The organism is Desulfuromonas sp. AOP6, assembly GCF_009731355.2.
Lineage (GTDB): Bacteria > Desulfobacterota > Desulfuromonadia > Desulfuromonadales > SZUA-540 > SZUA-540.
Genome location: NZ_AP022810.1, coordinates 1,429,651 through 1,452,487 on the forward strand (window position 1 = coordinate 1,429,651; position 22,837 = coordinate 1,452,487).

Genomic DNA, 22,837 nt, shown 5'->3' on the forward strand with positions numbered 1-22,837 from the left:
TTATGGTCTTTTGGAATTTCAATTACTTATAAAGGTTTGAGCACTCGTGGATGATATCGGATACTTCCCATGCCCGTCAACCCTTTTGCCAGACTCTGTTGTTTGAAATAAGCGGATTGTCATATTGCCCTTTACCGACCGATATGGTATTTAAAAGCGGCAATGAAAGAGTCCGGATGGACGGACCTTGCGGGCTTTTGGCCTAAAAGCAAACTCTTCTCAATGTACATGGCTTTTTCCAAAAATCAACGAATGCTGCAATCCTTGCCGGCCAGTTTGTCGGCTTCCCAGGGATTTGTTCAGCTGTTGACGATTTATCTTTTCCCGGATCGGCTCTGATTTCTCTATGAAAAACACCCTGGAAAAGCGAATCCTTTTGTTTGCCTTTGTTGTCCTGACCCTGACGATTCTGGTGAATACAGGGTTCAACATTGAAGGGTTCCGACGTGATTATCGGGACGGTATTGTCCTCCGTTGCCAGAACCTCGCTGGAGAGTTGAAGGGTTCTATCGAGAACGTGGTGGCCCTTGGTGTGCCCATGGAAGAGCTCGATGGTCTTAATGCGCGCTTTCAGGGGATAGTCACCACTGATCCCGATATCATTTACTGTTTTCTGGAAAATCAGAATGGTCAGCCACTTTTTGCCAATGATCCCTCCTTTCACTTTATCAGCGGCGTTGATTTTACCTCGTCCCCTGGCAGCGGCGTCTCTGTCGTAAACTTTCCCCAGTGGGGCAAAACCTACGATGTTTCCCTGCCCATCACCAGTCTTGACGGGGAAACCGTTGGCACTGTCCGTCTTGGCTTCCCCGATACCGTTCTCGATGAGAAACTAACCGCAGTCTACCAGCGCTCCATGGTGGTCCTTGGTCTTGCTTTTCTCATCGTCTTTGCCCTGATCGTTGTTTTTGCCCGGCGCCACCTTATCGGCCCCATTGATCGACTCTGTTCCGTTGCCAAGGAAATAGCCTCAGGTCATTTCCAGATCGCTATACCCACTATGCCGACCCGTGATTTTGCTGAACTGGCCACGGCACTTACAGAGATGTCCGCCTCTTTGCAGGAAAGGGATGAAAAGCTTCAGGAGGGCTACCAGGAATTGGAGTCCACGAACCTGGAGCTGCAGAAATCCTACGAATACCAGGAAAAGATAGGCACTGAGCTGCGACGTAGTAGGGAGATGTATCGGTCACTGCTTGAGGATGCGAGCGATGCGATCATGGTGACCGACGACGAGGACCGTGTTGTTCTTGTCAACAAAGCCGCCGAGGTCTTTTTCGGGGTCAAAAAAGAGCGGGTTGAAGGAGCCAACTTCTTTTCCGTTCTTGAGATGCTTCATTGTGATCAGCTTGAAACCCTGTACGACATGCACCAGAGGATTCTCGCCGGCGAGACTCTCGAGGCGCAGATTAACTATATCCGTTTAGATGACCAACGTCCTGTCGTTGGCTGGGTGCGTGGTTCCCATGTCGTCGGTATGGATGGGCGGCACATGGTGCAGACCATTGTCCGGGATGTCACCCAGGAGAAGGAGATCAAGGATAATCTTGAGAAGAGCGCCTGGGAGTTGCAGCGACTCAACCAGATGAAAGATTCCTTTTTGGGGGTCGCTTCCCATGAGCTCAAAACCCCTCTGACGGTGATCGTAGGTTATGCCGATCTGATTCTGAGCGAAAAAATCGCCACGCTGGACACAGCGGTCGCGGCTATGATCCAGAATATCGCCGATGCGGCTCAGCGTCTTAGCGGTATCGTCAGGGATATGGTCGATGTATCCATGCTTGACAGTAAAAACGTGCACCTGAAAACAACCCCTCATAATCTAAACCAGCTTGTTCGCCAGGCAACCAAACCCATGGTGCGTTCTTTTGAACAGAGGAAGCAGTCTCTGGTCATGAACCTGCAGGAAGCGTTGCCCGAGATTTACTGTGACGGCGAGCGTATGGTGCAGGTGATTGGCAATCTGGTGGGAAATGCGCTCAAGTTTACTCCTGACGGCGGCAAGGTTTATGTAGAGACCCGTTTGCTGGAGACCCTTCGGCCGCCCTTTACTATTACGGCGGCAACCAGCCCTGGCCTTTGTCCGCTGACTTCGTCGCCGCTGCCCTATGTGGAAATCGTTGTGAGAGATACGGGCATCGGTATCGACGGGTCTGACCAGGGGTACATCTTTGACAAATTTTATGAAGCCGGAACCATTGAAGAACATTCCAGTGGCAAAGTGTCTTTCAACGGCAAAGGCGCCGGTCTTGGACTGGCTATTGTCAAAGGGATCATCAATATGCACGGTGGCGAAATCTGGGTTGAGAGTGCGGGGCATGATCCCGAAAACTGTCCGGGAAGCTCCTTTCATATCCTCTTGCCGCAGTATGGCGGCGCCGACCTGGTGCTTTCCTGAGATGTGGGGTTTTTCTAACCCCTTTTCCCTTGCAGGGTATGGATTATTTCGGTATATAGACTGCGCTTTCACCGGGGAGCCTGGAGGTTTTTTTTGCGGGTATGTCTTCTCGCCAGCGGCAGCAAGGGTAATGCCATCTATGTGGAAAGCCGACGCAGTCGGATTTTGATTGACGCCGGTCTTTCCGCCAGAGAAATTCGCAAAAGGCTTGCCGTTGTGGGGGTTCAGGCGGAGGATCTTGACGCCGTTTTCGTGACGCATGAACATAGTGATCACATTCGAGGTCTTGGCCCACTCGCCCGGATGTGTAAGTTGCCTGTTTACCTTCACCACCAGACTCGTGCCGTAATGCCCGATATCGGGCCCTTGCCTGTTGTCGAGGAATTTGATGACGGTGAAAACCTGGTTTGGCGTGATCTTTCGATCCACAGTTTTCCTGTCACCCACGACTCGGTGGCTCCCGTGGGTTTTATTATTGAAACAGACGAGGGGAAAATCGGCGTCGCTACGGACCTTGGGATAGCCACCCGTCTGGTTTCCGATCGTCTCAAGCATTGCCGCGTACTGATTCTTGAATCCAATCACGACGAGGACATGCTGCGGGATGGTCCATACCCCTGGCCGCTCAAACAACGGGTTCGTAGCAATCATGGGCACTTGTCCAATGACGCGGCGGCCCACCTTCTGGAAGGCGTGCTCTGGAGTGGGCTTGATGCCGTTTTTTTAGCCCATCTTAGCGAAACCAACAACCATCCCCAACTCGCCGAGAGTTGTGCAAGGCAGGTTCTTGATAGACAGCATACGTGCTGCCCCCACCTGGTTGTGGGAGCGCAGCATGAGACCAGCTTCTGTTTTCAGATCTGAGTTGGTTTTTGACGACAAGAATCACCTTGGTAAACCCCTTGTTCATCGAGGTGATCAAAAAATGGATATCTGCTGAGGAGAAGTTATGGCCTGGAGAATTACTGTCGGTTTGAAGGACGGCGTCAAAGATGCCCGTGGCGAAAGAATCCGACGTGAACTTAAAGAACACTTGGGGGTAAGTCTCGACAGTGTCCGTACGGTGGATGTGTATACCGTCGACGCCGATCTGACCGACGCTGAGATTGCCGCCGCCGCGGCCGGCCCTCTGTCTGACCCTGTCATCCAGGAGTATGCTGTCAACAGGCCCGTGGCCCATGATTTCGACATGCTGATCGAGGTTGGTTTTCGTCCCGGTGTTACGGACAATGTCGGGCGTACGGCCAAGGAAGCCATTCAGTATATTACGGGCCGTTCTTTTCGTGTCGGCGAGGGTGTTTATACCTCGACCCAATATCTTCTCCGCGGCCAGATCGACAAAAAGCTCGCCGAGCGTGTCGCTGCGGAATTCCTGGCCAATGGTCTCATCCAGCGCTGGACAATCGTGGCATCCTCCGAGTTTGACAGCAGCAAGGGGATGGAGCCTTATGTACCCAAGGTGGTGAGCGACGCCCGTGTCGAGGTCAGGCAGATTGACCTCGATGTCGCCGATGACCAACTGATGCAGATCAGCCGTGACGGCATGCTCGCCCTGAACCTTGAAGAGATGAAAACCCTGCAGGCCTATGCGGCGTCTCCTGAAATCAAGGCGCGTCGAAAGGAAGCCGGTCTGAGCGAACTCCTGACGGATGTCGAGCTCGAAGCCTTGGCGCAAACATGGAGTGAGCACTGCAAACACAAGATCTTCTCCGCCCGCATTGACTATGAGGACGAAAAGGGGCAGCGGGAAACCATCAATTCCGTGTTCAAGACCTTTATTGTCGGCGCTACCCGCGACATCCGGGCCCAGAAGGGCGCCGCTGACTTCTGTCTGTCCGTATTTAAAGACAACGCCGGTGTCATCCGCTTCAATCAGGACTGGAGCCTTGTTTTCAAGGTCGAAACGCATAATTCGCCGAGCGCGCTCGATCCCTACGGTGGGGCTCTCACGGGTATTGTCGGGGTCAACCGCGATCCTTTCGGTACCGGCATGGGCGCGCGCCTGATCTTCAATACCGATGTCTTCTGTTTTGCCTCTCCCTTCTATGACAAGCCGCTGCCCCCCAGGCTTCTGCATCCCCGCCGCATTTTCGAAGGGGTCGTCGAGGGAGTGGAGCACGGTGGTAACAAGAGCGGCGTGCCTACGGTCAATGGCTCCATCGTGTTTGATGAACGCTTTGCCGGCAAACCCTTGGTTTACTGTGGCACGGCTGCCATCATGCCCGCCCAGTTAAACGGGCGTCCCGGGCATGAGAAAAAAGCGCAGGTGGGCGACCATATTGTCATGTGCGGCGGACGTATCGGCAAGGACGGAATTCACGGCGCCACCTTCTCCTCGGAAGAATTGCATGAAGGCTCTCCCGTAACCGCCGTGCAGATCGGTGATCCCATCACCCAGAAAAAGATGTTTGACTTCCTGTTGATTGCCAGGGACCGGGGGCTCTACCATGCTATTACCGATAACGGCGCCGGTGGTCTGTCTTCTTCTGTCGGCGAGATGTCAGAAGATACGGGCGGCTTCGAGCTTCACCTTGACCGCGCCCCGCTGAAATATCCCGGTCTGCAGCCCTGGGAAATTCTCATTTCCGAAGCCCAGGAACGTATGACGCTGGCCGTTCCCTCTGAAAATCTGGAGGAATTTATCGCCCTGGCTCGGGAGATGGACGTGGAAGCCACGGATCTGGGTCGCTTTACCGATTCCGGTTACTTTCATTGCCTCTATGAGGGGAAAACAGTGGCGTATCTGGATATGCATTTCCTGCATGAGGGAGTGCCCCAGCTTGTTATCCCGGCGCGCTGGGAAATCAAATCCTGGCCGGAGCCCGTATTACCCGAAAACCCCAACTTGGCGAATATCCTTGCCCAGCTTCTTGGCCGCCTGAATATCTGTTCGAAAGAATCGGTGGTCCGTCGTTATGACCATGAAGTTCAGGCCGGGACGGTCATCAAGCCGTTGCTGGGTGTGGCGAATGACGGACCTTCGGATGCGGCCGTCGTCAGGCCCCTGTTCGATTCATTCGAGGGTGTGGTCGTTGCTCATGGTATCTGTCCCAGTTACAGCGACATCGACACCTACCATATGATGGCCTGCGCTATCGATGAGGGCCTGCGTAACTACGTCGCCGTGGGCGGCGACGTCGATCATGTGGCCGGTCTGGACAACTTCTGCTGGTGTGACCCAGTCAAGAGTGAAAAGACGCCCGATGGCGAATACAAGGCGGCTCAACTGGTGCGGGCCAACAAGGCCCTCTATGACTACTGTGTCGCCTTTGGCGTCCCGCTGATCTCCGGCAAGGACTCCATGAAAAACGACTATCAGGTCGGCAATACCAAAATCTCGATTCCGCCTACCGTCCTCTTCTCGGTGATCGGCAAAATCGATGATGTTCGTCAGGCCGTATCCATGGACGTCAAGCGTGCCGGCGATCTGGTCTATCTGCTCGGCAAAACCCGCAACGAACTGGGGGGCTCTGAGTATTACGCCCAGCTGGGGGCCATCGGTCAGACCGTGCCCCAAGTCGATGCCGAGGGGGCGCTGCTGAGATACCGCAGCCTGAACCGGGCCCAGAAGGCTGGTCTGGTTGCTTCCTGCCATGACCTTTCTGATGGGGGCCTTGGCGTCGCGCTGGCGGAAAAAGCCTTCGCCGGGGGCTTCGGCATCCGGGCCGACCTTCGCCAGGTGGTAGCCGAAGGTTGTGAGCGGGATGATGTCCTGCTTTTTTCCGAAACCCAAAGTCGTCTGCTGGTGACGGTCCGACCCGGCAATAAAGATCGTTTTGAAGAAATCTTCGCCGGTCAGGACTTTGCCCTCATCGGTGAGGTGGTTGAACAGCCTGTGCTGGAAGTTACCGGCTGTGGCGGCCAGGTGGTTCTCCAGGCCGACATTCTGGCACTAAAAGCGTCCTGGCAGGCGCCTCTCAAGGAGCTTTAATCATGGCGAAAGAAGTCAGAGCCATAGTCATTGCCGGCAACGGCACCAATTGTGAGCGGGAAGTCGCTCACGCCTGTCGACTGGCCGGGGCCGATGTCTGTGACATTGTCCACATCGCCGAACTCTTGGCCGGGAGGGTCAGCCTCGACGATTACCACTTCCTCAATCTGGCGGGGGGCTTTCTTGACGGAGATGATCTCGGCAGTGCCAAGGCTGGTGCGAACCGCCTGCTCCAGGCGGCGGTTCGTGGGACCGAGGAGCATCTTGTTGACCAGATCCAGCGCTTTGTCAAGGCCGGCAAGCTGGTCATGGGGGTCTGCAACGGCTTTCAGTTGATGGTCAAAATGGGGCTGCTGCCGGCTCTTGGCGGCGACTATCAGAAACAGTCGGTCACCCTGACCTTTAACGATGGCGGTCGCTTTGAAGACCGTTGGACCTATCTCAAGGTTGACGAAGCCTCTCCCTGTATCTTTACGCGGGGGCTGCAGGGTATTTATCTGCCCGTGCGCCACGGTGAAGGGAAACTGGTCGCCGCTTCACCGGCTGTGCTCGACGCCATGGAAGATCAACACCTGACAGTACTGAAATACTGCAAAGAGGATTATCAGGCGGCAACCATGGAGTACCCCTGGAATCCCAACGGCTCTTCCCAGGCCATTGCCGGGCTGTGTGACGCAAGTGGCCGCCTTTTTGGCCTGATGCCGCATCCGGAAGCTTATGTTCATCGCACTCACCACCCCCGCTGGACCCGGGAAGAGGACCTTCCGGAAGAAGGGATGGGACTCTGGCTCTACCAGAATGCCATACGTTTCATCCGGGAAGAGTTGTTGTCTTAGTCGTTTGATCAAGCGACAGATCCTTGTCTCGTCTTAAGAACAGGGTTTTTTGAAAACAGAGAAATCGGGATTCCTCCCTGCTTTTTTGGAGGGATCTTTTGAGAAGGAGTGCTAACTTGGCTTTCGATAAATTTGAGGATGAATGCGGCGTTTTCGGTATTTTCGGTCACCCCGAAGCCGCGAATCTGACCTATCTGGGTCTTTACGCCCTTCAGCACCGTGGTCAGGAAAGCTGCGGTATTGTCGCCTCTGACGGCAGCCGACTGCGCGCCCACAAGGGCATGGGCCTGGTGGCGGATGTGTTCAAAAATGACAGCATCTTTGAGAGCCTGCCAGGATCCAGCGCCATAGGGCATGTCCGTTATTCCACCGCCGGCGGCAACGACATGAAAAACTGCCAGCCGATCATGGTTGACTATGCCCGCGGCAGTATTGCGGTAGCCCATAACGGTAATCTGGTCAATGCCCAGGAGGTACGCAACGACCTGGAACAGCGCGGCTCCATATTTTCCACCATTGCCGATACGGAAGTCATTATTCATCTTCTGGCCCACGCCCAGAGTGACTCCCTTGTTGAGCGGATTACCGAGGCTCTTGAAATTGTGCGCGGGGCCTACAGTCTGGTTTTCCTGACCGAGACCCGTATGGTGGCGGTGCGCGACCCCAACGGATTTCGGCCACTGGTGCTGGGTAAACTGGATGGGGCCTATATTGTTGCCTCGGAAACCTGCGCCCTTGATCTGATCGAGGCCGAATTCATCCGCGAAATCGAACCGGGCGAAATGATCCTTATCGATAAGTCGGGGTTGAAAAGCTTTACTCCCTTCAAGCCGACGCAGCCGTCGCCCTGTATTTTTGAATTTATCTATTTTGCCCGGCCGGACAGTGTCATCTTCGGCAAACAGGTTTACGGCGTACGCAAGGAGTTCGGTCGGCAACTGGCACGGGAACACCAGGTGGAGGCCGATGTCGTTATCCCTATTCCCGACTCTGGTGTGCCGGCAGCCATCGGCTACGCCGAGCAATCGGGAATCCCCTTTCAGCTTGGCCTGATCCGCAATCACTACGTCGGACGTACTTTCATCGAACCCCAGCAGTCCATCCGACATTTCGGTGTCAAAATCAAGCTCAATCCTGTGCGCGAAGTGATCGAGGGTAAAAGGGTGGTTGTGGTGGATGACTCGGTTGTCAGGGGAACCACCGCCCGCAAAATCATCAAGATGATACGCAATGCCGGGGCCAGGGAGATTCATATGCGCGTATCCAGCCCGCCCACGAGCTATCCCTGCTACTACGGTATAGACACGCCGACGCGCAAGGAGTTGATTTCCTCCTCCCATTCCATTGAAGAGATTAATCGCTATATCACCTCCGATACCCTGGGTTATCTTTCTCAAGAGGGGGTGCGTGCCGCCGCCGGAGCTCCGGCCGGATGTTCCGGTCATTTTTGTGACGCCTGCTTCAGCGGCTGCTATCCCGTAAAATTTCCCCGTTTGAAAGCTGATACGCAGCTGGGATTGTTTTGATAAGAGGTTTGAGGCTAGCTTGGAGAAATTCCGCCGGCGGGTCTCTTTATTATGGTTTATTGACAGGAGGATGATGTGACCCAGTCGGAAAGAGATGAGTTGATGCAGATTGTCCGGGAGCTTTCCTATGAGGAAAGGGAAGTGACCCTGGCTTCCGGGCGTAAAAGTAACTTCTATTTTGACGGAAAACAGACGACTTTGCATGCCAAAGGCGGCCTGTTGGTGGGCAAGGCCTTCTACGAGGAAGTCCGGCAGTTTGACGGCCCTATTGATGGGGTAGGGGGGCTGACCCTTGGTGCCGATCCTATTGCTACCGCAACGTCCATTGCCGCGTCTCTTGCCGGGCAGAATATCCATGCCTTCATCATCCGCAAAGAGCCTAAGGGACACGGCACGGGGCAATGGCTGGAAGGTCGGAAAAACCTGCCTAAAGGTTCTCGTGTTGTCATTGTTGAAGACGTTACCACCACGGGGGGGTCTTCCATGAAAGCCGTTGAGCGGGCCAGGGAGGAAGGCTTGGAGGTTGTCGGGGTCGTGACTCTGGTGGACAGAGAAGAAGGTGCCCGGGATAATATTGAAAAAGAGGGAATTATCTTGCGGGCGGTTTTTACCCGCAGTCAGGTGGTCGGCTGATTTATTTTGGGGACCATTTGTGCGTTTCCAGACACAGCCCGTCCTCTTCGCAGGGGACGGGCTGTGTATTTATGGTGACTCAGTGCGGGGATGTCAGTGAGTCCATTGATGTAGGACAGTCGCGGCCTTTTCTGCTGGCGCGTCTGTGCTTTGCTCATTGATGCGGCCCAGAAATATTCTGACCAGATCCGGGTCAAGGTAAGTCCCCGCCATGGATGAGATGATCCCCTTGGCCTCATGCAGGCTGTAAACCTGTTCCCTGTATGGACGGCGGGTTGTAATGGCATCGTAGACATCGGCTACAGTTACGATGCGCGCTTCCAATGGAATGTCATCACCCTTGAGTCCGGCGGGGTAACCAAGACCGTCGTAACGTTCATGGTGATGCAGAATAGCGTTGATGACCCCCGGCTGCAAATTGGCCTGTCTGGCCACTTCCGCCCCCCAGGTAGGATGCAGCTTGAGAACTTCAAAGTCAGGATGATCTAATTCGCCCTGGAAGTTAAGAATGTTTTCAGGCACGCCGATCTTGCCACAGTCGTGAAGCCAGCTGCCATGACGGATGTCGGTCAGCTGTGCCGATGCCAGATGCAGCGCCTTGCCGATCAGCAGAGCAAAGCCGGCAACGCGGTCGCAATGGCCTTTTGTGTAGTGGTCTTTAAGTTCAATGGCCTGCCCCAGGGACCGAAGAGTCGCTTCATCGGCTTCTTTAAGGGCCAGCACGACTTCATGACGGTATAGAGCATCTTTAATGGTTTGCCGCAGTGTCTCCGCATCCCAGGGACGGACAATGAGTCTAAAAACCTCGCCACTGTTGAGGGCGGGCACCGAATTGGCCAATTCATTGCTGTGGACAAGAAGAATTTTGACGGCGTAGGGTGCGACACTTTTCAGTCGCATGAGGACAGAGGGTATTTCGAGGGGAGGAATGACATCCCCCAGGACGATTGTCACCACCATTTCCTGATGGACTACTTCCAGGGCCTGCTTCAGGCTTTCTGCCCTGTGGAGACGGATGTCTTCCTCGGCAAAAAGAGGGGATAGCGCCTCCGTTATTTTTGCTTCATGGTCCAGTACCAGAATGGCTGGGATCATAAGTCTCTTTCCTGAAGAAGTTAAAGAGGGTAATTATTTGTAGGTTGTCGTGACCCTTTTTCTTATTATAGGACAGAAACGGCGACAGTAAACTCTCGCCATTAAATTCCAGAAAAGAAAACCCCGGCGTAGCGCTTGTCTCAGGAGCAGCTTTCCCTGTCTTTGCCGTTTGAGGTCGTCCTGACCTTTCTTGACAAGGTATTGGCGTTTGATTACTCTGTGCCCGACTCTATGCTCCCGAAAGGATGCAAACTCCATGGTTGTAACGGCGATTATTCCGGCCCGATTCGCTTCAACGCGTTTCCCAGGCAAACCTTTGGCAGACCTCATGGGGAAGCCGATGATTCAGTGGGTTTACGAACGAACCATGCAGGCCGAAGTTGTTGATAAAGTCATCGTTGCCACGGATGATCACAGCATATATGACGCGGTTCAGGCTTTCGGTGGTGTTGCCGCCATGACCTGCGGCGATCATCCCACTGGAACGGATCGTCTCGCCGAGGTTGCCGCTACCCTGAAGAGCGACCTCATTGTCAATGTACAGGGAGACGAACCGCTTATTGATCCTGCCATGATAGAAGCGGCTGTCAGACCGCTTTTGCATGATCCTTCAATCCCTATGGGGACACTGAAAACCCCCATACGGGATGCAAGAGAATTTTTAAGTCCGCATGTGGTGAAAGTAGTAACGGATCACAATGACTTCGCTCTTTATTTTTCCCGTTCTCCCATCCCTTATCCTCGGGACTTTTACGCAGAAATTGATGCGAACCCCACGAAGGTGGGAGCCTTTAAACACGTCGGGCTCTACGTCTACCGCCGGGATTTTCTCATAAGCTATCCGCATCTGCCTGCCACCCACCTTGAGCGCACCGAAAATCTGGAGCAGTTGCGTGCTCTTGAGCACGGGTACCGTATCAAGGTTGTGAGTACGGATTTAATTTCACATGGCGTTGATACGCCTGAAGACCTGGATCGCGTCCGAGGTTTGTTGACAACCTCTTGATGCACGAGGATTTGGGGTTTTCTTTTTAGCCCCATGCGTGTAAGATTTCTCGTTTTTTTACATTCGCCGTAAACAGGCTGGAGGACATCTGATGAAGACCAAATTTGTTTTTATTACCGGCGGGGTTGTTTCTTCTTTGGGAAAAGGGCTCGCTGCCGCTTCGATAGGCGCGCTTATGGAGGCGCGTGGACTGCGTGTTTCGATGCAGAAGATGGATCCCTACATCAACGTCGATCCCGGCACCATGAGTCCCTTCCAGCATGGCGAAGTTTTTGTTACCGACGATGGCGCCGAAACGGATCTCGACCTCGGGCATTACGAGCGTTTCACTACCGCCAAGCTGACCCGGAAGTCCAATTTCACCACCGGGCAGGTTTACGACTCCGTGATTCGCAAGGAACGTCGAGGGGATTACCTCGGTGGCACGGTTCAGGTTATTCCCCATATCACCAACGAAATCAAAAGCAAAATCCTTGAAAATGCCAAGGGCGTTGATATCGCCATTGTCGAGGTCGGCGGGACGGTTGGCGATATTGAATCCTTGCCTTTCCTGGAGGCCATTCGTCAGTTTCGCACCGATCGGGGGCACGAAAATGTCATGTATGTGCATTTGACCCTCGTCCCCTACATTCAGACAGCTGGTGAACTAAAAACCAAGCCGACCCAGCATAGCGTCAAGGAGCTTCGGGAGATTGGCATCCAGCCTGATATTCTTCTCTGCCGCTGCGACCGTGAAATTCCCCGAGACATGAAGAGCAAAATCGCTCTCTTCTGCAATGTTCGTGAAGAGGCGGTCATCACGGCCCGGGATGTAGCCTCCATTTACGAGGCTCCCATCGCTTTTCACGAACAGGGCCTGGATGAACGGCTGGTCGATTATCTCAATATCTGGACCAAGGCGCCCGACCTTTCAGGCTGGCAGCGCATTGTCAAGAGGGTGAAGGAGCCGGCCTCGGACACGACTATCGCTGTTGTCGGCAAGTATGTGGAATTGACCGAAAGTTATAAATCCCTGGCAGAGTCGCTGATCCACGGCGGTATCGGCAATGATTGCCGCGTCAAGCTCAAATACGTGGACTCTGAGGCTCTTGAGCGTCATGGTGTCGGCGATGTTTTTGACGACATTGATGGCATCCTGGTGCCGGGTGGTTTCGGAGAGAGGGGCAGTGAGGGGAAGATCGAGGCAATTCGTTATGCCCGTGAAAACAAGATCCCTTTTTTCGGAATCTGTCTGGGAATGCAGATGGCTGTAGTGGAATTCTCCCGAAATGTCTGTCAAATCGAGGATGCCTACTCGGCCGAGTTCAGGGAAGAGGCCAAGAACCCCATCATTCACATCATGGAAAGCCAGAAAAGCCTGACCCGCAAAGGGGGGACGATGCGGTTGGGGGCCTATCCCTGTACCCTGATCGATGGAACACTCGCCCGCCGAATTTATGGTCAGCAGAATATTACCGAGCGTCATCGACACCGCTATGAGTTCAATAATGCCTACCGCAAAGTCTTGCAAAAATGTGGGATGATTTTTTCCGGGCTTTACCCGGAGGCTGATCTGGTGGAAATCGTTGAACTGGCAGAGCACCCCTGGTTTCTGGCCTGTCAGTTCCATCCGGAATTCCGTTCACGTCCCATGGCTCCGCATCCGTTGTTTGAGTCATTTGTCGGAGCCTGTCTGAAAGCACGGGGAGAGAAGTAAATGACGCACGAAATCGCCATTGGGAATACGATCCTCGGGGGGAATCGTCCCTTGGTACTCATTGCGGGGCCTTGCGCTATTGAGGATGAGTCTCTTACGTTGCGCATTGCGGGATATCTTAAAGACCTGTGCGCGGAGCTTGGCATCGGCCTTATCTTCAAGGCTTCCTACGACAAGGCCAATAGGACCTCGGTAACTTCTTTCCGTGGTCCGGGTCTTCAGGAGGGGTTGCGTATTCTTCAGCGAGTTCGCTCGGAATTTGAACTCCCTGTTCTATCCGATGTCCATGATGTGTCGCAGGTCGCCGCTGCGTCCGAGGTTCTTGATATTATTCAGATTCCCGCTTTTCTGAGCCGTCAAACCGATCTGCTGGTTGCTGCTGGAGAGACAGGCAAGGCGGTCAATGTCAAGAAAGGGCAGTTTCTGGCGCCTTGGGACATGAAAAATGCTGTGGGGAAAATCGAGTCGACGGGAAATCGTAAAATTCTGCTGACCGAACGTGGAGCCTCTTTCGGGTACAACAATCTTGTTGTCGATATGCGTTCTCTGGTTATTATGCGTGAAATGGGATATCCCGTTATTTTCGATGCTACCCACGCGGTTCAACTTCCGGGTGGGGCAGGGGGAGCCTCCAGCGGACAGCGCCAATATGTCGGGGCCCTGTCCCGTGCCGCTGTCGCCACCGGAATCGACGCGCTCTTTTGGGAGGTCCATGAAGATCCCGACCGGGCTCTTTGCGATGGTCCAAACTGTTTGCCGCTACAACAACTCCGGCAGTCTTTGCAGGAAGTCATGGCGATCGATCGTATCGTTAAGGGAATCGAGATATGACCAAAATCCTCGAAACGGCCCAAAGGGTATTGCGTACGGAAGCGGATGCGGTTCAGCGCCTTGTCGATCGTCTTGACGAACAGTTCGTCAAGGCTGTCCAGTTGATTCTGACCTGTTCCGGCCGTCTTGTTATCAGCGGCATGGGGAAGTCGGGGCTTATCTGTCAAAAGATCGCTTCGACCATGGCCTCAACGGGGACCCCCGCGCTCTTTCTGCATCCTGCCGAAGGCATTCATGGCGACCTTGGTATGCTGATGAAGGGGGATGTTGTTCTGGCTGTCTCCAACAGTGGCGAGACGGAAGAAATTTTGCGCATCCTGCCGGTCATTAAACGAATGGGGCTGCCTCTTATTGCCATGAGCGGTAACACCCGCAGCTCCCTGGCTCGTGCCGGTGACGTTTTTCTCGACATATCGGTCAGAGAAGAAGCCTGTCCGCTGGGCTTGGCGCCGACCGCCAGTACGACCGCGACGCTGGCCATGGGGGATGCTCTGGCTGTGGCCCTGCTGATTGAACGAGGTTTTCGGGAAGAGGACTTCGCGCTATTTCACCCTGGGGGTGCTTTGGGCAAGAAACTTCTGCTGCGCGTGGAAGATCTGATGCACACAGGTGCTGATATCCCCGTTGTCGGCAAAAATACGCCTCTGAAGGAAGCCCTGTTCGAAATTACCAGCAAGAAGCTCGGCATCACCGGCGTGGCTGATGACCAGGGTGAACTGGCCGGGGTTTTTACCGATGGAGATTTGCGCCGATCCATTGAAAAGGGGCTGGACGTGCTCAATCAGCCCATTGATAAACTGATGAACGCCAATCCGAAACGTATTCTGAGGTCGAATCTGGCGGCCAAGGCGGTGCAGAGGATGGAAGAGTTCTCCATTACTTCTCTGTTTGTCTTTGAGGACGAAAGCAGCAAGGTTCCGGTTGGCATCATCCACCTGCACGATCTGCTTAAGTCGGGGGTCGTCTGATGAGGGAGAGGATCGCCAAAATACGACTGTTGCTGCTGGATGTGGATGGCATTCTCACCGATGGGCGTATTGTTTACGACCATGATGGTGTCGAATCGAAAATGTTTGATGTCAAGGATGGTCATGGACTCAAGCTTCTTCAGAGAGCCGGCATACGCGTCGGTATCATCACCGGTCGCTCCTCTGAGGTTGTTGCTCTGCGCGCTCGGGAACTCGGGATCGATATTGTCTATCAGGGGGCCAAGGAAAAGATTGTCCCATACAGGGAGATACTTGAGAACCTTGGGCTGAAGGATGAAGAAGTAGCCTACATGGGGGACGATCTCGTGGACCTGCCGGTTCTGACCCGAGTCGGTTTTTCAGCGACCGTCGTTGATGCCGTCGAGGATATCAAGCCTTACGTTCACTATGTCACGCGGCAAAAAGGGGGGCGTTCCGCTGTCCGGGAAGTGTGTGACCTCCTCTTGAAGGAGGGGGGAAGGTGGCATGAAGTTACCGGTCGTTATTTCTCTTGAGGCTCCTTTCAAATCTCATGCCAATTAGCGAACAACTCCCTTTACACGGCCGGGAAAATGATGTTAGTATGAGCGCACCATGGCCGGAAATGTGAATATCCGCAATATACTGGGTTTTATCATCGTCGCACTGGTCGTCGCCCTCACCGTGATGATCCTTCGTAATTTCAAAGGCTTCGATGGGGATGAGATCCTGGAGCGGTTGCCGGATAATGTGGATCTGGCCATGTCGAGGATCCAATATACGGAAACACAGGACGGCGTACCCCAGTGGACCCTTCAGGCCGATTCGGCCATGCACAGTTTTAGTCAGGGCACGACGGACATCCAGAATATTCTCATGGTTTTTTATGATCAGGGGGAACTCGGAGATGTTACGCTGACTGCCGACAGTGGCAAGTTCTTTTCTGATCCGCAGGTTGTACACGTCCAGGGAAATGTCGTGGTGCGAAGTCCGAAAGGATATTCTTTCTATACGGATTCTCTTGTTTTTACTTCCGCCGACCGGATCATCCGAACCGAAGACGATGTTCGTCTCCTCTCTGGTGCTGCGGACATTAGGGGAACAGGCTTGCTCCTTCATGTAGACACCAGACAAATATCCATTCTTCGCGCCGTAACGGCCGTTATCCAGGAAGAGGGGGCTTGAAGATGAAAAGATGGAGTCCTTTGTACCTCCTTCTGGCGTGGTTACTGCTGGTGACGGGTAATGGTTTCGGTCAGGAAAATACTTCCGAAGGTCTCGGCAATCGAAACGAACCGATTCACGTTGTTTCCGACCGACTTGAGGCCGATCAGGCCGGCAAAGAGGTCCGCTTTATCGGTAGCGTGGTGGCCCGGCAAGGGGACGTTGTCATGTACGCACAGGAGATGCGTCTGGTGTACGTTCCCAGCACCCGCGAGGTGGAAAGGGTGGTTGCCACGGGTGATGTCCGGATCGTTCAAGGCGATAGGGTGGCGACGGGAGAGCAGGGAATTCTTTTTAATTCAGAAAAGAAGGTCGTGCTTACTGGTGCCCCCAGGCTGTTTCAGGGCGAAAATTCAGTGGCCGGCGACGAAATAACCGTCTATCTGCTGGAAGAGAGAAGTATTGTCAGCAGCGCCGAAGGTTCCAGGGTTCAAGCTGTCTTTCATCCCAAAGAGGAAAAACCGTGAGACGCACCCTTTCGGCTAAGGGCCTCTGCAAGGCCTATAAGGGGCGGCAGGTGGTTCACGGAGTCGATCTGGCTGTCTCTTCCGGAGAGGTTATCGGCCTGCTCGGGCCCAATGGTGCCGGGAAAACGACTTCTTTCTATATGGTGGTGGGGCTTATCCGTCCCGACGCGGGCCGTGTTTTTCTCGATGATCTTGAGTTGACGGATTTTCCCATGTTCCAGAGAGCCCGGGCCGGCATTTCTTATCTCCCTCAGGAAGCCTCGGTTTTTCGGAAATTGACCGTCGCCCAGAATTTACTTGCCATTCTGGAAACGCTCAATATCCCCGCGGCCGAATGCAGGAGCCGGAAAGATCGTCTTCTTGAGGAATTCCGACTCAGTCACGTGGCCGACACCTACGGGTATGCGCTGTCCGGTGGCGAACGAAGGCGACTTGAAATTGCCAGGGCCCTCGTTATTGAACCTTCCTTCATCCTGCTGGACGAGCCTTTTGCAGGGATTGACCCGATAGCGGTCATGGATATACAAAACATCATCGCTGATTTGAAGTCCCGCGGTATCGGCGTGCTTATTTCAGATCACAATGTGCGTGAGACTCTGGGAGTTTGTGACAGCGCCTACATTCTTAACGAAGGGGGAATCCTGGAATATGGGACTCCCGCTGAAATTGCCGGGAGTGAAAGAGCTCGGGCGATTTATCTTGGGGATAAGTTTAAACTTTAACAACACCCCTTGGACCTGGCATGGAGCGGGTCCTCAATTCTCTTCGGGAGTGACATGGCTTTAGAGATTCGGCAACAGCTAAAACTGAGTCAGCAACTGGTCATGACGCCGCAACTGCAGCAGGCCATCAAGCTTCTTCAGCTTTCCCGTATGGAGCTTGTTGACATGGTGCAGCAGGAGCTTGAGGAAAATCCGCTTCTGGAGGAGGGTGCCGAATCGGTCGAGGAGGTCGAGAAAAGCCCGGACTCCCGCGATGAGGCGGAAGCGAACCAGACCTCTTCGGAAGAGATCAAAGAGGTCAAGGGAGAGTCCGAAGGCCTTGGGGATATCGATTGGCAAACATACCTTGAAGGATACAGTCTGGGTGGATCGACCGCCGACTACTATGAGGAAGACGATGATCGACCTTCCTATGAGAATCTTATTACCAAAAAGGGGACCCTGACCGACCACCTTTTGTGGCAATTGAATCTTTCTCCTTTTAACGAGACTGAGCGTCGCATTGCTGAAGAGATTATTGGCAACCTGAACGAGGATGGCTATCTGATCGCCTCTTTGGATGAAGTAGCTGAGCAGATTCATGCCGAAAGCCAGATGGTTGAGGCTGTCCTTAAGAAAGTGCAGGATTTCGACCCTGTGGGCGTGGCCAGTCGCAATCTTCAGGAATGTCTCCTCAAACAGGTGGAGCAGCTTGAGCTGGATAATTCTGTCGTTGTGGCGATACTGGAAAACCATATCGGGGATCTTGAAAACCGCAAATATCCAGCTATCGCCAAAGCGCTCGGAGTCTCCCTGGATGAGGTGCTCGGCGCGGCCAAGGTTATCTCTCACCTGGATCCCCGACCGGGCAGGCCTTACTGGCAGGAAGACGCCCACTATATTGTGCCGGACGTCAGTGTGCACAAAATCGGTGACGAATACGTCGTCGTTCTTAACGACGAGGGCCTGCCCAATCTTCGTATCAACTCCTTCTATCGCAGCGCACTTTCAGGAGGTTCTGATATAGACGCGAAGGCCGGCGAGTATATTCAGGAAAAGATGCGTGGGGCCATGTGGCTGATCAAGAGTATTCATCAGCGACAGCGGACCATCTACAAAGTGACCAAATCCATCGTTAAGTTCCAGCGCGATTTCTTCGACCGCGGCATTGAATATCTTAAACCCCTCGTTCTTCGTGACGTGGCTGAAGATATTGAGATGCATGAATCGACCATCAGCCGGGTAACGACGAATAAATATGTCCAGACACCGCAAGGGTTGTTTGAGTTGAAATACTTTTTCAACAGCGGTATCAGCACAACTCAGGGAGAAACCATCGCCTCCGAAAGTGTCAAAAGTAAAATCAAGGAGATCATCAGCGGCGAAAATGTTAAAAAACCCTATTCTGATCAGAAATTGGTTGAACTTTTGCGCAAACATGGTATCGATATTGCCCGGCGGACCGTCACAAAATACAGAGAAATGCTTGGGATTGGCTCATCGACCGAGCGTAAGCGTCTCTTTTGATTGACCATGGCGTGGCCATCCCGATAATCGGGGTTATAATTCAACCAGAAACGACTTGATCCCCCAGGGATATTTTCAAGAGGAGGTTTTTATGCAGGTTGCGGTAACATTCAGACATATGGAAACCAGTGATCCGGTTCGCACGTACGTGGAAGAAAAGCTTGAGCGCGTTAAAAAGTATATCGATGAGCCCATCGATGCGCAGGTGGTTGTTTCTGTCGAAAAGAAAATCAGGCATCGGGCCGAAATTAACTTGGTGGCCAAGGGCATTACCATCAAAGGTTCCGAGGAGACCAACGACATGTATGCGGCCATTGACGCCGTGGTCGACAAGATTGAGCGTCAATTGAAGCGCTACAAAGAGAAACTCAAAAAGCATAAGCCGCTTTCCGGGCGTGAAAGACAGGTCCAGAAAACGGTACTTGCCGCGGAAAGTATTGACGAGGGCGCTGAGCAACCTGTCATTGTGCGTACCAATCGCTTCTCGGTGAAGCCGATGTCCGTTGAAGAGGCGGTCATGCAGATGGATCTTTTGAACAAGGATTTTCTGGTTTTTACCGATGACAAGACCGAGGAGATCAACGTTGTCTATCGCCGCAAGGATGGCAATTACGGCCTGATCGCACCTGAAAGCAAGTAAATAGGCAAAAACATTGAGAAGGGGGAAGGATCGTGTATCCTTCCCCCCATTGATTTGAGCGAACCCTGAAAGGCTGCTTGAAGAAACATGAAGATTGCCGATTTCTTAAACGCTTCTGCTATAGCGGACAACTTGAAGGCCAAGAGCAAGAACGATGTTCTTGCTGAGTTGACGGATACCATCGTCAATACGGACAAGAGCCTCGATCGAGACGAAGTGATTCGGGTGCTTCAAGAGCGGGAAAAACTTGGAAGCACCGGGATCGGTGATGGGGTCGCCATTCCACACGGAAAACTTAAAAACATCGGCAACCTTCTGATTTGTTTCGGACGAAGTCATGATGGTGTCGATTTTGATTCTATGGATGGTAGGCCTGCCCACCTCTTCTTTCTCTTGATTGCGCCTGAGGAATCGGTAGGGATTCATCTAAAAACCCTCGCCCGCATTTCCAAGTTGTTGAAAAATAAAGATGTTCGGCAGCGGCTTCTTCAGGCCGACACGGCAAGCGACATCTATTCCATCATTATCGAAGAGGAAGAAAAACTGTAAAGAATACCCTCAGGGTTCCATCTGATTATCCGGTAGTTTCTCCTTCGGTTTTTTTCTTACAGGGAAGATGCCATGCCAGGTCTGAGCATTCAGGAATTGTTGAGTGAAAAAGAGGCAGGCCTTGACCTGGAGCTGTTGGCCGGTGAAAAAGGACTGAATAACCTGGTTACTGTGCCCCGTATCCAGAAGCCCGGACTGGCCCTGGCCGGGTATATCACCAACCTCCATCCAGATCGTATCCAGGTTCTTGGTTCTACCGAGCTCAGCTATCTTGCCCATCTCCCTCCTGACACGGCAGCCGCTAATTTGCGCCGTCTGATCGCTCTGGACAACTCCTGCTTTATCATTACAAAAGGGCAGGATGCCCCTGAGATGCTTATCCGGGAGGTGGAAAGCCAGGGCACACCCCTGTTGCGAACCCACCATCAAAGCTCTACATTTATTTCCCTTATTACAAAGTTTTTGGAAGAACGCCTGTTGCCTTCAACCACCGTTCACGGCGTCCTTGTTGAGGTTGCCGGTGTTGGCGTCCTTATCCTAGGCAAAAGCGGCATGGGGAAAAGTGAATGTGCTCTTGATCTGGTCTTGAGAGGTCATCGACTTGTTGCCGACGACGTCGTCAAGGTTCGGCTGAAGCTGCCTTCCGTTCTTTTCGGTGAAGGGAGCGACCTTCTGCACTATCATATGGAAATTCGGGGTCTCGGTATCATCAATATCAAACACCTCTTCGGCGTGGCGGCAATCCGTGAACGCAAAAAAATAGACCTCGCCGTGGAACTGGTTGAGTGGGAAGAAGGTCGAGAATATGATCGACTCGGACTTGAAGAACAAACGTACAGCCTTCTGGGTGTCGAAGTTCCCCTCCTCGAAATCCCTGTCAGGCCGGGACGCAATATGACCTCCATTGTCGAGGTGGCAGCTCGCAACCAGATCCTCAAGGAAATGGGATACCACAGCGCCATTGAATTTCAGGATCGCCTGGAAAAGCGCATGGCTGAAATGGCCCGCCTTCATGCCCATACCATCATCGGGGATAACCTGGAGTAGTTCTGCATGCGTCTGATCATTATCACGGGAATGTCCGGATCTGGAAAAAGCACAGCCGCCCGCGCCCTTGAGGACGATGGTTTTTTTGTTGTCGATAATCTTCCTCCGGTGATGCTTCCCAAATTTCTTGAGGTGACCCAGGAGGAGAGGGCTGACACTCAGGGTATTGCCGTGGTCATGGATGTGCGCAGCCGAAGTTTCCTGCATGGTTGCGAGAGAGTTCTGGCCTCAATGGCAGCGCAGGGACATGAAGTCGAAATTCTTTTTTTTGATGCAACGGATGAGATGCTCGTCCGACGGTACTCGGAAACCCGGCGTCGGCATCCCATGTCTCTCAACGGCGGTGTTCAGGATGGTATTCTGCGTGAAAGAATGCTCTTGGAACCTCTGCGAAAATTAAGTACGACCCTCATAAATACGACCCAGTTTAGCCCCCATCAGTTGCGCGACAAGGTTATTAATGCGGTTCGCGGTCATGAAGGCAGTTCTCCTTTGGCCGTCTGCCTTCAATCTTTCGGCTTTCGCTATGGTCTTCCACCAGGTTCTGATCTGGTGATTGATGTCCGTTTTCTTCCCAATCCATACTTTGTCAGAGAACTTCGGCCTTTTACCGGCAAGGATGCTGCTGTGCAGGAATTCGTCCTGAATCAACCCACCTGCCAGGAGTTTCTCCAGCGTTTTAAGGGGCTTCTCGATTTTCTGCTGCCGCAATATCGTTCTGAAGGTAAAAGCTATCTGACTCTTTCCATCGGTTGTACGGGAGGACGGCATCGCAGTGTAACACTGGTTGAAGCGCTTCGACCCGTTTTTGATGTGGAGGGAATTTCACTCGAAATTGTTCATCGGGACATCGCGAAAGGATAGATCATGGTCGGTCTGGTTATTGCCACCCATTCCAATCTGGCCGAAGAATTTATTCGGGCGGCGGAAATGATCATCGGACCTGTCAAAAACGTCAGGGCTGTTTGCATTTGGCAGGAAGACAGTGTCGAGACGATTCGGGAACGCATTGACGAAGCCATTGAGACGGTGGGATGCGATGGCGACGGCGTTTTGATTATGACGGATATGTTTGGTGGAACGCCGGCCAATATTGCCATCTCCTTTCTTGAAAGGGAAAAAGTCGACGTTCTGACTGGCGTCAATCTGCCCATGATCATCAAACTTCTCAACAGCCAGGAATCCGTTTCTTTTCACGAATTGGGCGCCATGCTCAGGGCCTATGGCCAGCAGAGTATCTATCTGGCCAGCGACATGCTTTCCTGAGGTGCGATTTCTCGGAGTATCCCGTTCTATGAGCATAGTATTGGCTCGCATTGATAACCGTCTGATTCACGGTCAGGTTCTCGAATCCTGGGTTCCCGCTACGCGGGCTGATTGTATCGTCGTTGCCAGCGATTCGCTTCCCGAGCAGCCTTTTCAGAAGATGTTGATGAAAGCGGCCGTACCCAAAAATATTCGGGTTGAAATCGAACCCGTAGAGGAAGCCGTTCGGTTGCTGGCTTCGGACGATCTGGCAGGCAAGCGGGTAATGATTCTCTTTGCCAACTCTTCGGACAGTCGTCATGCTCATGAGCTGGGGATGCCGTTCACGGAACTCAATCTTGGCAATATGCACGCCGGCACTGGCAAGATTCGGGTCACCTGTACGCTGGCCCTTAGTGATGAAGATATTGAGAATCTTCGCTCTCTGGAGAGAGAGGGGATTGGTATCGTTTCCCAGTGCTTTCCGTCGGACAAAAAACAAAGATGGGAAAAACTGATCAAGGCGCCCATAAAATAA

Annotated in this window: 22 protein-coding genes; 21 read left to right on the plus strand and 1 reads right to left on the minus strand. The window is 53.1% G+C overall.

The window, feature by feature from the left end:
- Nucleotides 1-346: 346 nt before the first annotated feature.
- The 6 genes from AOP6_RS06690 to pyrE all read left to right on the plus strand — a co-directional run bounded on the left by AOP6_RS06690 (nt 347) and on the right by pyrE (nt 9,324).
- Nucleotides 347-2,398, plus strand: coding sequence for an ATP-binding protein (locus AOP6_RS06690; protein WP_155875914.1), 2,052 nt, complete (start codon nt 347-349; stop codon nt 2,396-2,398).
- A 93-nt stretch (nt 2,399-2,491) separates the two neighbouring features.
- Nucleotides 2,492-3,262, plus strand: coding sequence for an MBL fold metallo-hydrolase (locus AOP6_RS06695; RefSeq protein WP_155875916.1), 771 nt, complete (start codon nt 2,492-2,494; stop codon nt 3,260-3,262).
- 85 nt (nt 3,263-3,347) lie between these two features.
- Nucleotides 3,348-6,329 carry a phosphoribosylformylglycinamidine synthase subunit PurS gene (locus AOP6_RS06700; RefSeq protein ID WP_155875917.1) on the plus strand — a complete coding sequence of 994 codons (2,982 nt, stop codon included), beginning with the start codon at nt 3,348-3,350 and terminating at the stop codon, nt 6,327-6,329.
- A 2-nt stretch (nt 6,330-6,331) separates the two neighbouring features.
- Entirely contained in the window at nt 6,332-7,165 is an 834-nt protein-coding gene (locus AOP6_RS06705) for a phosphoribosylformylglycinamidine synthase subunit PurQ (protein ID WP_155875919.1), read from the plus strand.
- Nucleotides 7,166-7,281: 116 nt separating this feature from the next.
- The gene (gene purF, locus AOP6_RS06710; protein WP_155875921.1) at nt 7,282-8,691 is read left to right on the plus strand and encodes an amidophosphoribosyltransferase; all 1,410 of its coding nucleotides are present in this window, start codon (nt 7,282-7,284) and stop codon (nt 8,689-8,691) included.
- Nucleotides 8,692-8,793: 102 nt separating this feature from the next.
- The gene (gene pyrE / locus AOP6_RS06715; RefSeq protein ID WP_155877668.1) at nt 8,794-9,324 is read left to right on the plus strand and encodes an orotate phosphoribosyltransferase; all 531 of its coding nucleotides are present in this window, start codon (nt 8,794-8,796) and stop codon (nt 9,322-9,324) included.
- A 93-nt stretch (nt 9,325-9,417) separates the two neighbouring features.
- Here the strand turns inward: pyrE and AOP6_RS06720 are convergent, their stop codons facing one another.
- On the minus strand, nt 9,418-10,419 hold the full coding sequence (locus AOP6_RS06720) for an HD domain-containing phosphohydrolase (protein ID WP_155875923.1): 1,002 nt from the start codon (nt 10,417-10,419) through the stop codon (nt 9,418-9,420).
- 256 nt (nt 10,420-10,675) lie between these two features.
- On the opposite strand from AOP6_RS06720, the gene kdsB reads away from it, so the two are divergent.
- From kdsB to AOP6_RS06795, 15 genes are all read left to right on the plus strand, one after another.
- Nucleotides 10,676-11,425, plus strand: a complete 750-nt coding sequence (kdsB, locus tag AOP6_RS06725) for a 3-deoxy-manno-octulosonate cytidylyltransferase (protein ID WP_155875925.1) — start codon at nt 10,676-10,678, stop codon at nt 11,423-11,425.
- Between the two features lie 91 nt (nt 11,426-11,516).
- The gene (locus tag AOP6_RS06730) at nt 11,517-13,121 is read left to right on the plus strand and encodes a CTP synthase (protein ID WP_155875927.1); all 1,605 of its coding nucleotides are present in this window, start codon (nt 11,517-11,519) and stop codon (nt 13,119-13,121) included.
- Nucleotides 13,122-13,952 carry a 3-deoxy-8-phosphooctulonate synthase gene (kdsA, locus tag AOP6_RS06735; RefSeq protein ID WP_155875929.1) on the plus strand — a complete coding sequence of 277 codons (831 nt, stop codon included), beginning with the start codon at nt 13,122-13,124 and terminating at the stop codon, nt 13,950-13,952.
- Nucleotides 13,949-14,920 carry a KpsF/GutQ family sugar-phosphate isomerase gene (locus AOP6_RS06740; protein WP_155875931.1) on the plus strand — a complete coding sequence of 324 codons (972 nt, stop codon included), beginning with the start codon at nt 13,949-13,951 and terminating at the stop codon, nt 14,918-14,920. Before kdsA ends, AOP6_RS06740 begins: the two co-directional genes overlap by 4 nt.
- The gene (locus AOP6_RS06745; protein ID WP_155875933.1) at nt 14,920-15,435 is read left to right on the plus strand and encodes an HAD-IIIA family hydrolase; all 516 of its coding nucleotides are present in this window, start codon (nt 14,920-14,922) and stop codon (nt 15,433-15,435) included. Before AOP6_RS06740 ends, AOP6_RS06745 begins: the two co-directional genes overlap by 1 nt.
- A gap of 79 nt (nt 15,436-15,514) precedes the next feature.
- Nucleotides 15,515-16,084: an LPS export ABC transporter periplasmic protein LptC gene (gene lptC, locus AOP6_RS06750; protein WP_155875935.1), complete on the plus strand. Its 570-nt coding sequence runs from the start codon at nt 15,515-15,517 to the stop codon at nt 16,082-16,084.
- 2 nt (nt 16,085-16,086) lie between these two features.
- Nucleotides 16,087-16,590 carry a lipopolysaccharide transport periplasmic protein LptA gene (gene lptA / locus AOP6_RS06755; RefSeq protein ID WP_155875938.1) on the plus strand — a complete coding sequence of 168 codons (504 nt, stop codon included), beginning with the start codon at nt 16,087-16,089 and terminating at the stop codon, nt 16,588-16,590.
- Nucleotides 16,587-17,312 carry an LPS export ABC transporter ATP-binding protein gene (lptB, locus tag AOP6_RS06760; protein ID WP_155875939.1) on the plus strand — a complete coding sequence of 242 codons (726 nt, stop codon included), beginning with the start codon at nt 16,587-16,589 and terminating at the stop codon, nt 17,310-17,312. The genes lptA and lptB overlap by 4 nt, the downstream gene beginning before the upstream one ends.
- A gap of 54 nt (nt 17,313-17,366) precedes the next feature.
- Nucleotides 17,367-18,818, plus strand: coding sequence for an RNA polymerase factor sigma-54 (rpoN, locus tag AOP6_RS06765; RefSeq protein WP_155875940.1), 1,452 nt, complete (start codon nt 17,367-17,369; stop codon nt 18,816-18,818).
- 91 nt (nt 18,819-18,909) lie between these two features.
- Entirely contained in the window at nt 18,910-19,458 is a 549-nt protein-coding gene (gene raiA / locus AOP6_RS06770; protein ID WP_155875942.1) for a ribosome-associated translation inhibitor RaiA, read from the plus strand.
- An 87-nt stretch (nt 19,459-19,545) separates the two neighbouring features.
- The gene (locus tag AOP6_RS06775; protein WP_155875944.1) at nt 19,546-20,007 is read left to right on the plus strand and encodes a PTS sugar transporter subunit IIA; all 462 of its coding nucleotides are present in this window, start codon (nt 19,546-19,548) and stop codon (nt 20,005-20,007) included.
- Between the two features lie 72 nt (nt 20,008-20,079).
- Complete coding sequence (gene hprK, locus AOP6_RS06780) at nt 20,080-21,054, plus strand: HPr(Ser) kinase/phosphatase (protein ID WP_155875946.1); 975 nt, start codon at nt 20,080-20,082, stop codon at nt 21,052-21,054.
- Between the two features lie 6 nt (nt 21,055-21,060).
- On the plus strand, nt 21,061-21,918 hold the full coding sequence (gene rapZ, locus AOP6_RS06785; RefSeq protein WP_155875948.1) for an RNase adapter RapZ: 858 nt from the start codon (nt 21,061-21,063) through the stop codon (nt 21,916-21,918).
- 3 nt (nt 21,919-21,921) lie between these two features.
- Entirely contained in the window at nt 21,922-22,320 is a 399-nt protein-coding gene (locus tag AOP6_RS06790; RefSeq protein WP_155875950.1) for a PTS sugar transporter subunit IIA, read from the plus strand.
- A gap of 28 nt (nt 22,321-22,348) precedes the next feature.
- Nucleotides 22,349-22,837: a PTS sugar transporter subunit IIB gene (locus AOP6_RS06795; protein WP_213194804.1), complete on the plus strand. Its 489-nt coding sequence runs from the start codon at nt 22,349-22,351 to the stop codon at nt 22,835-22,837.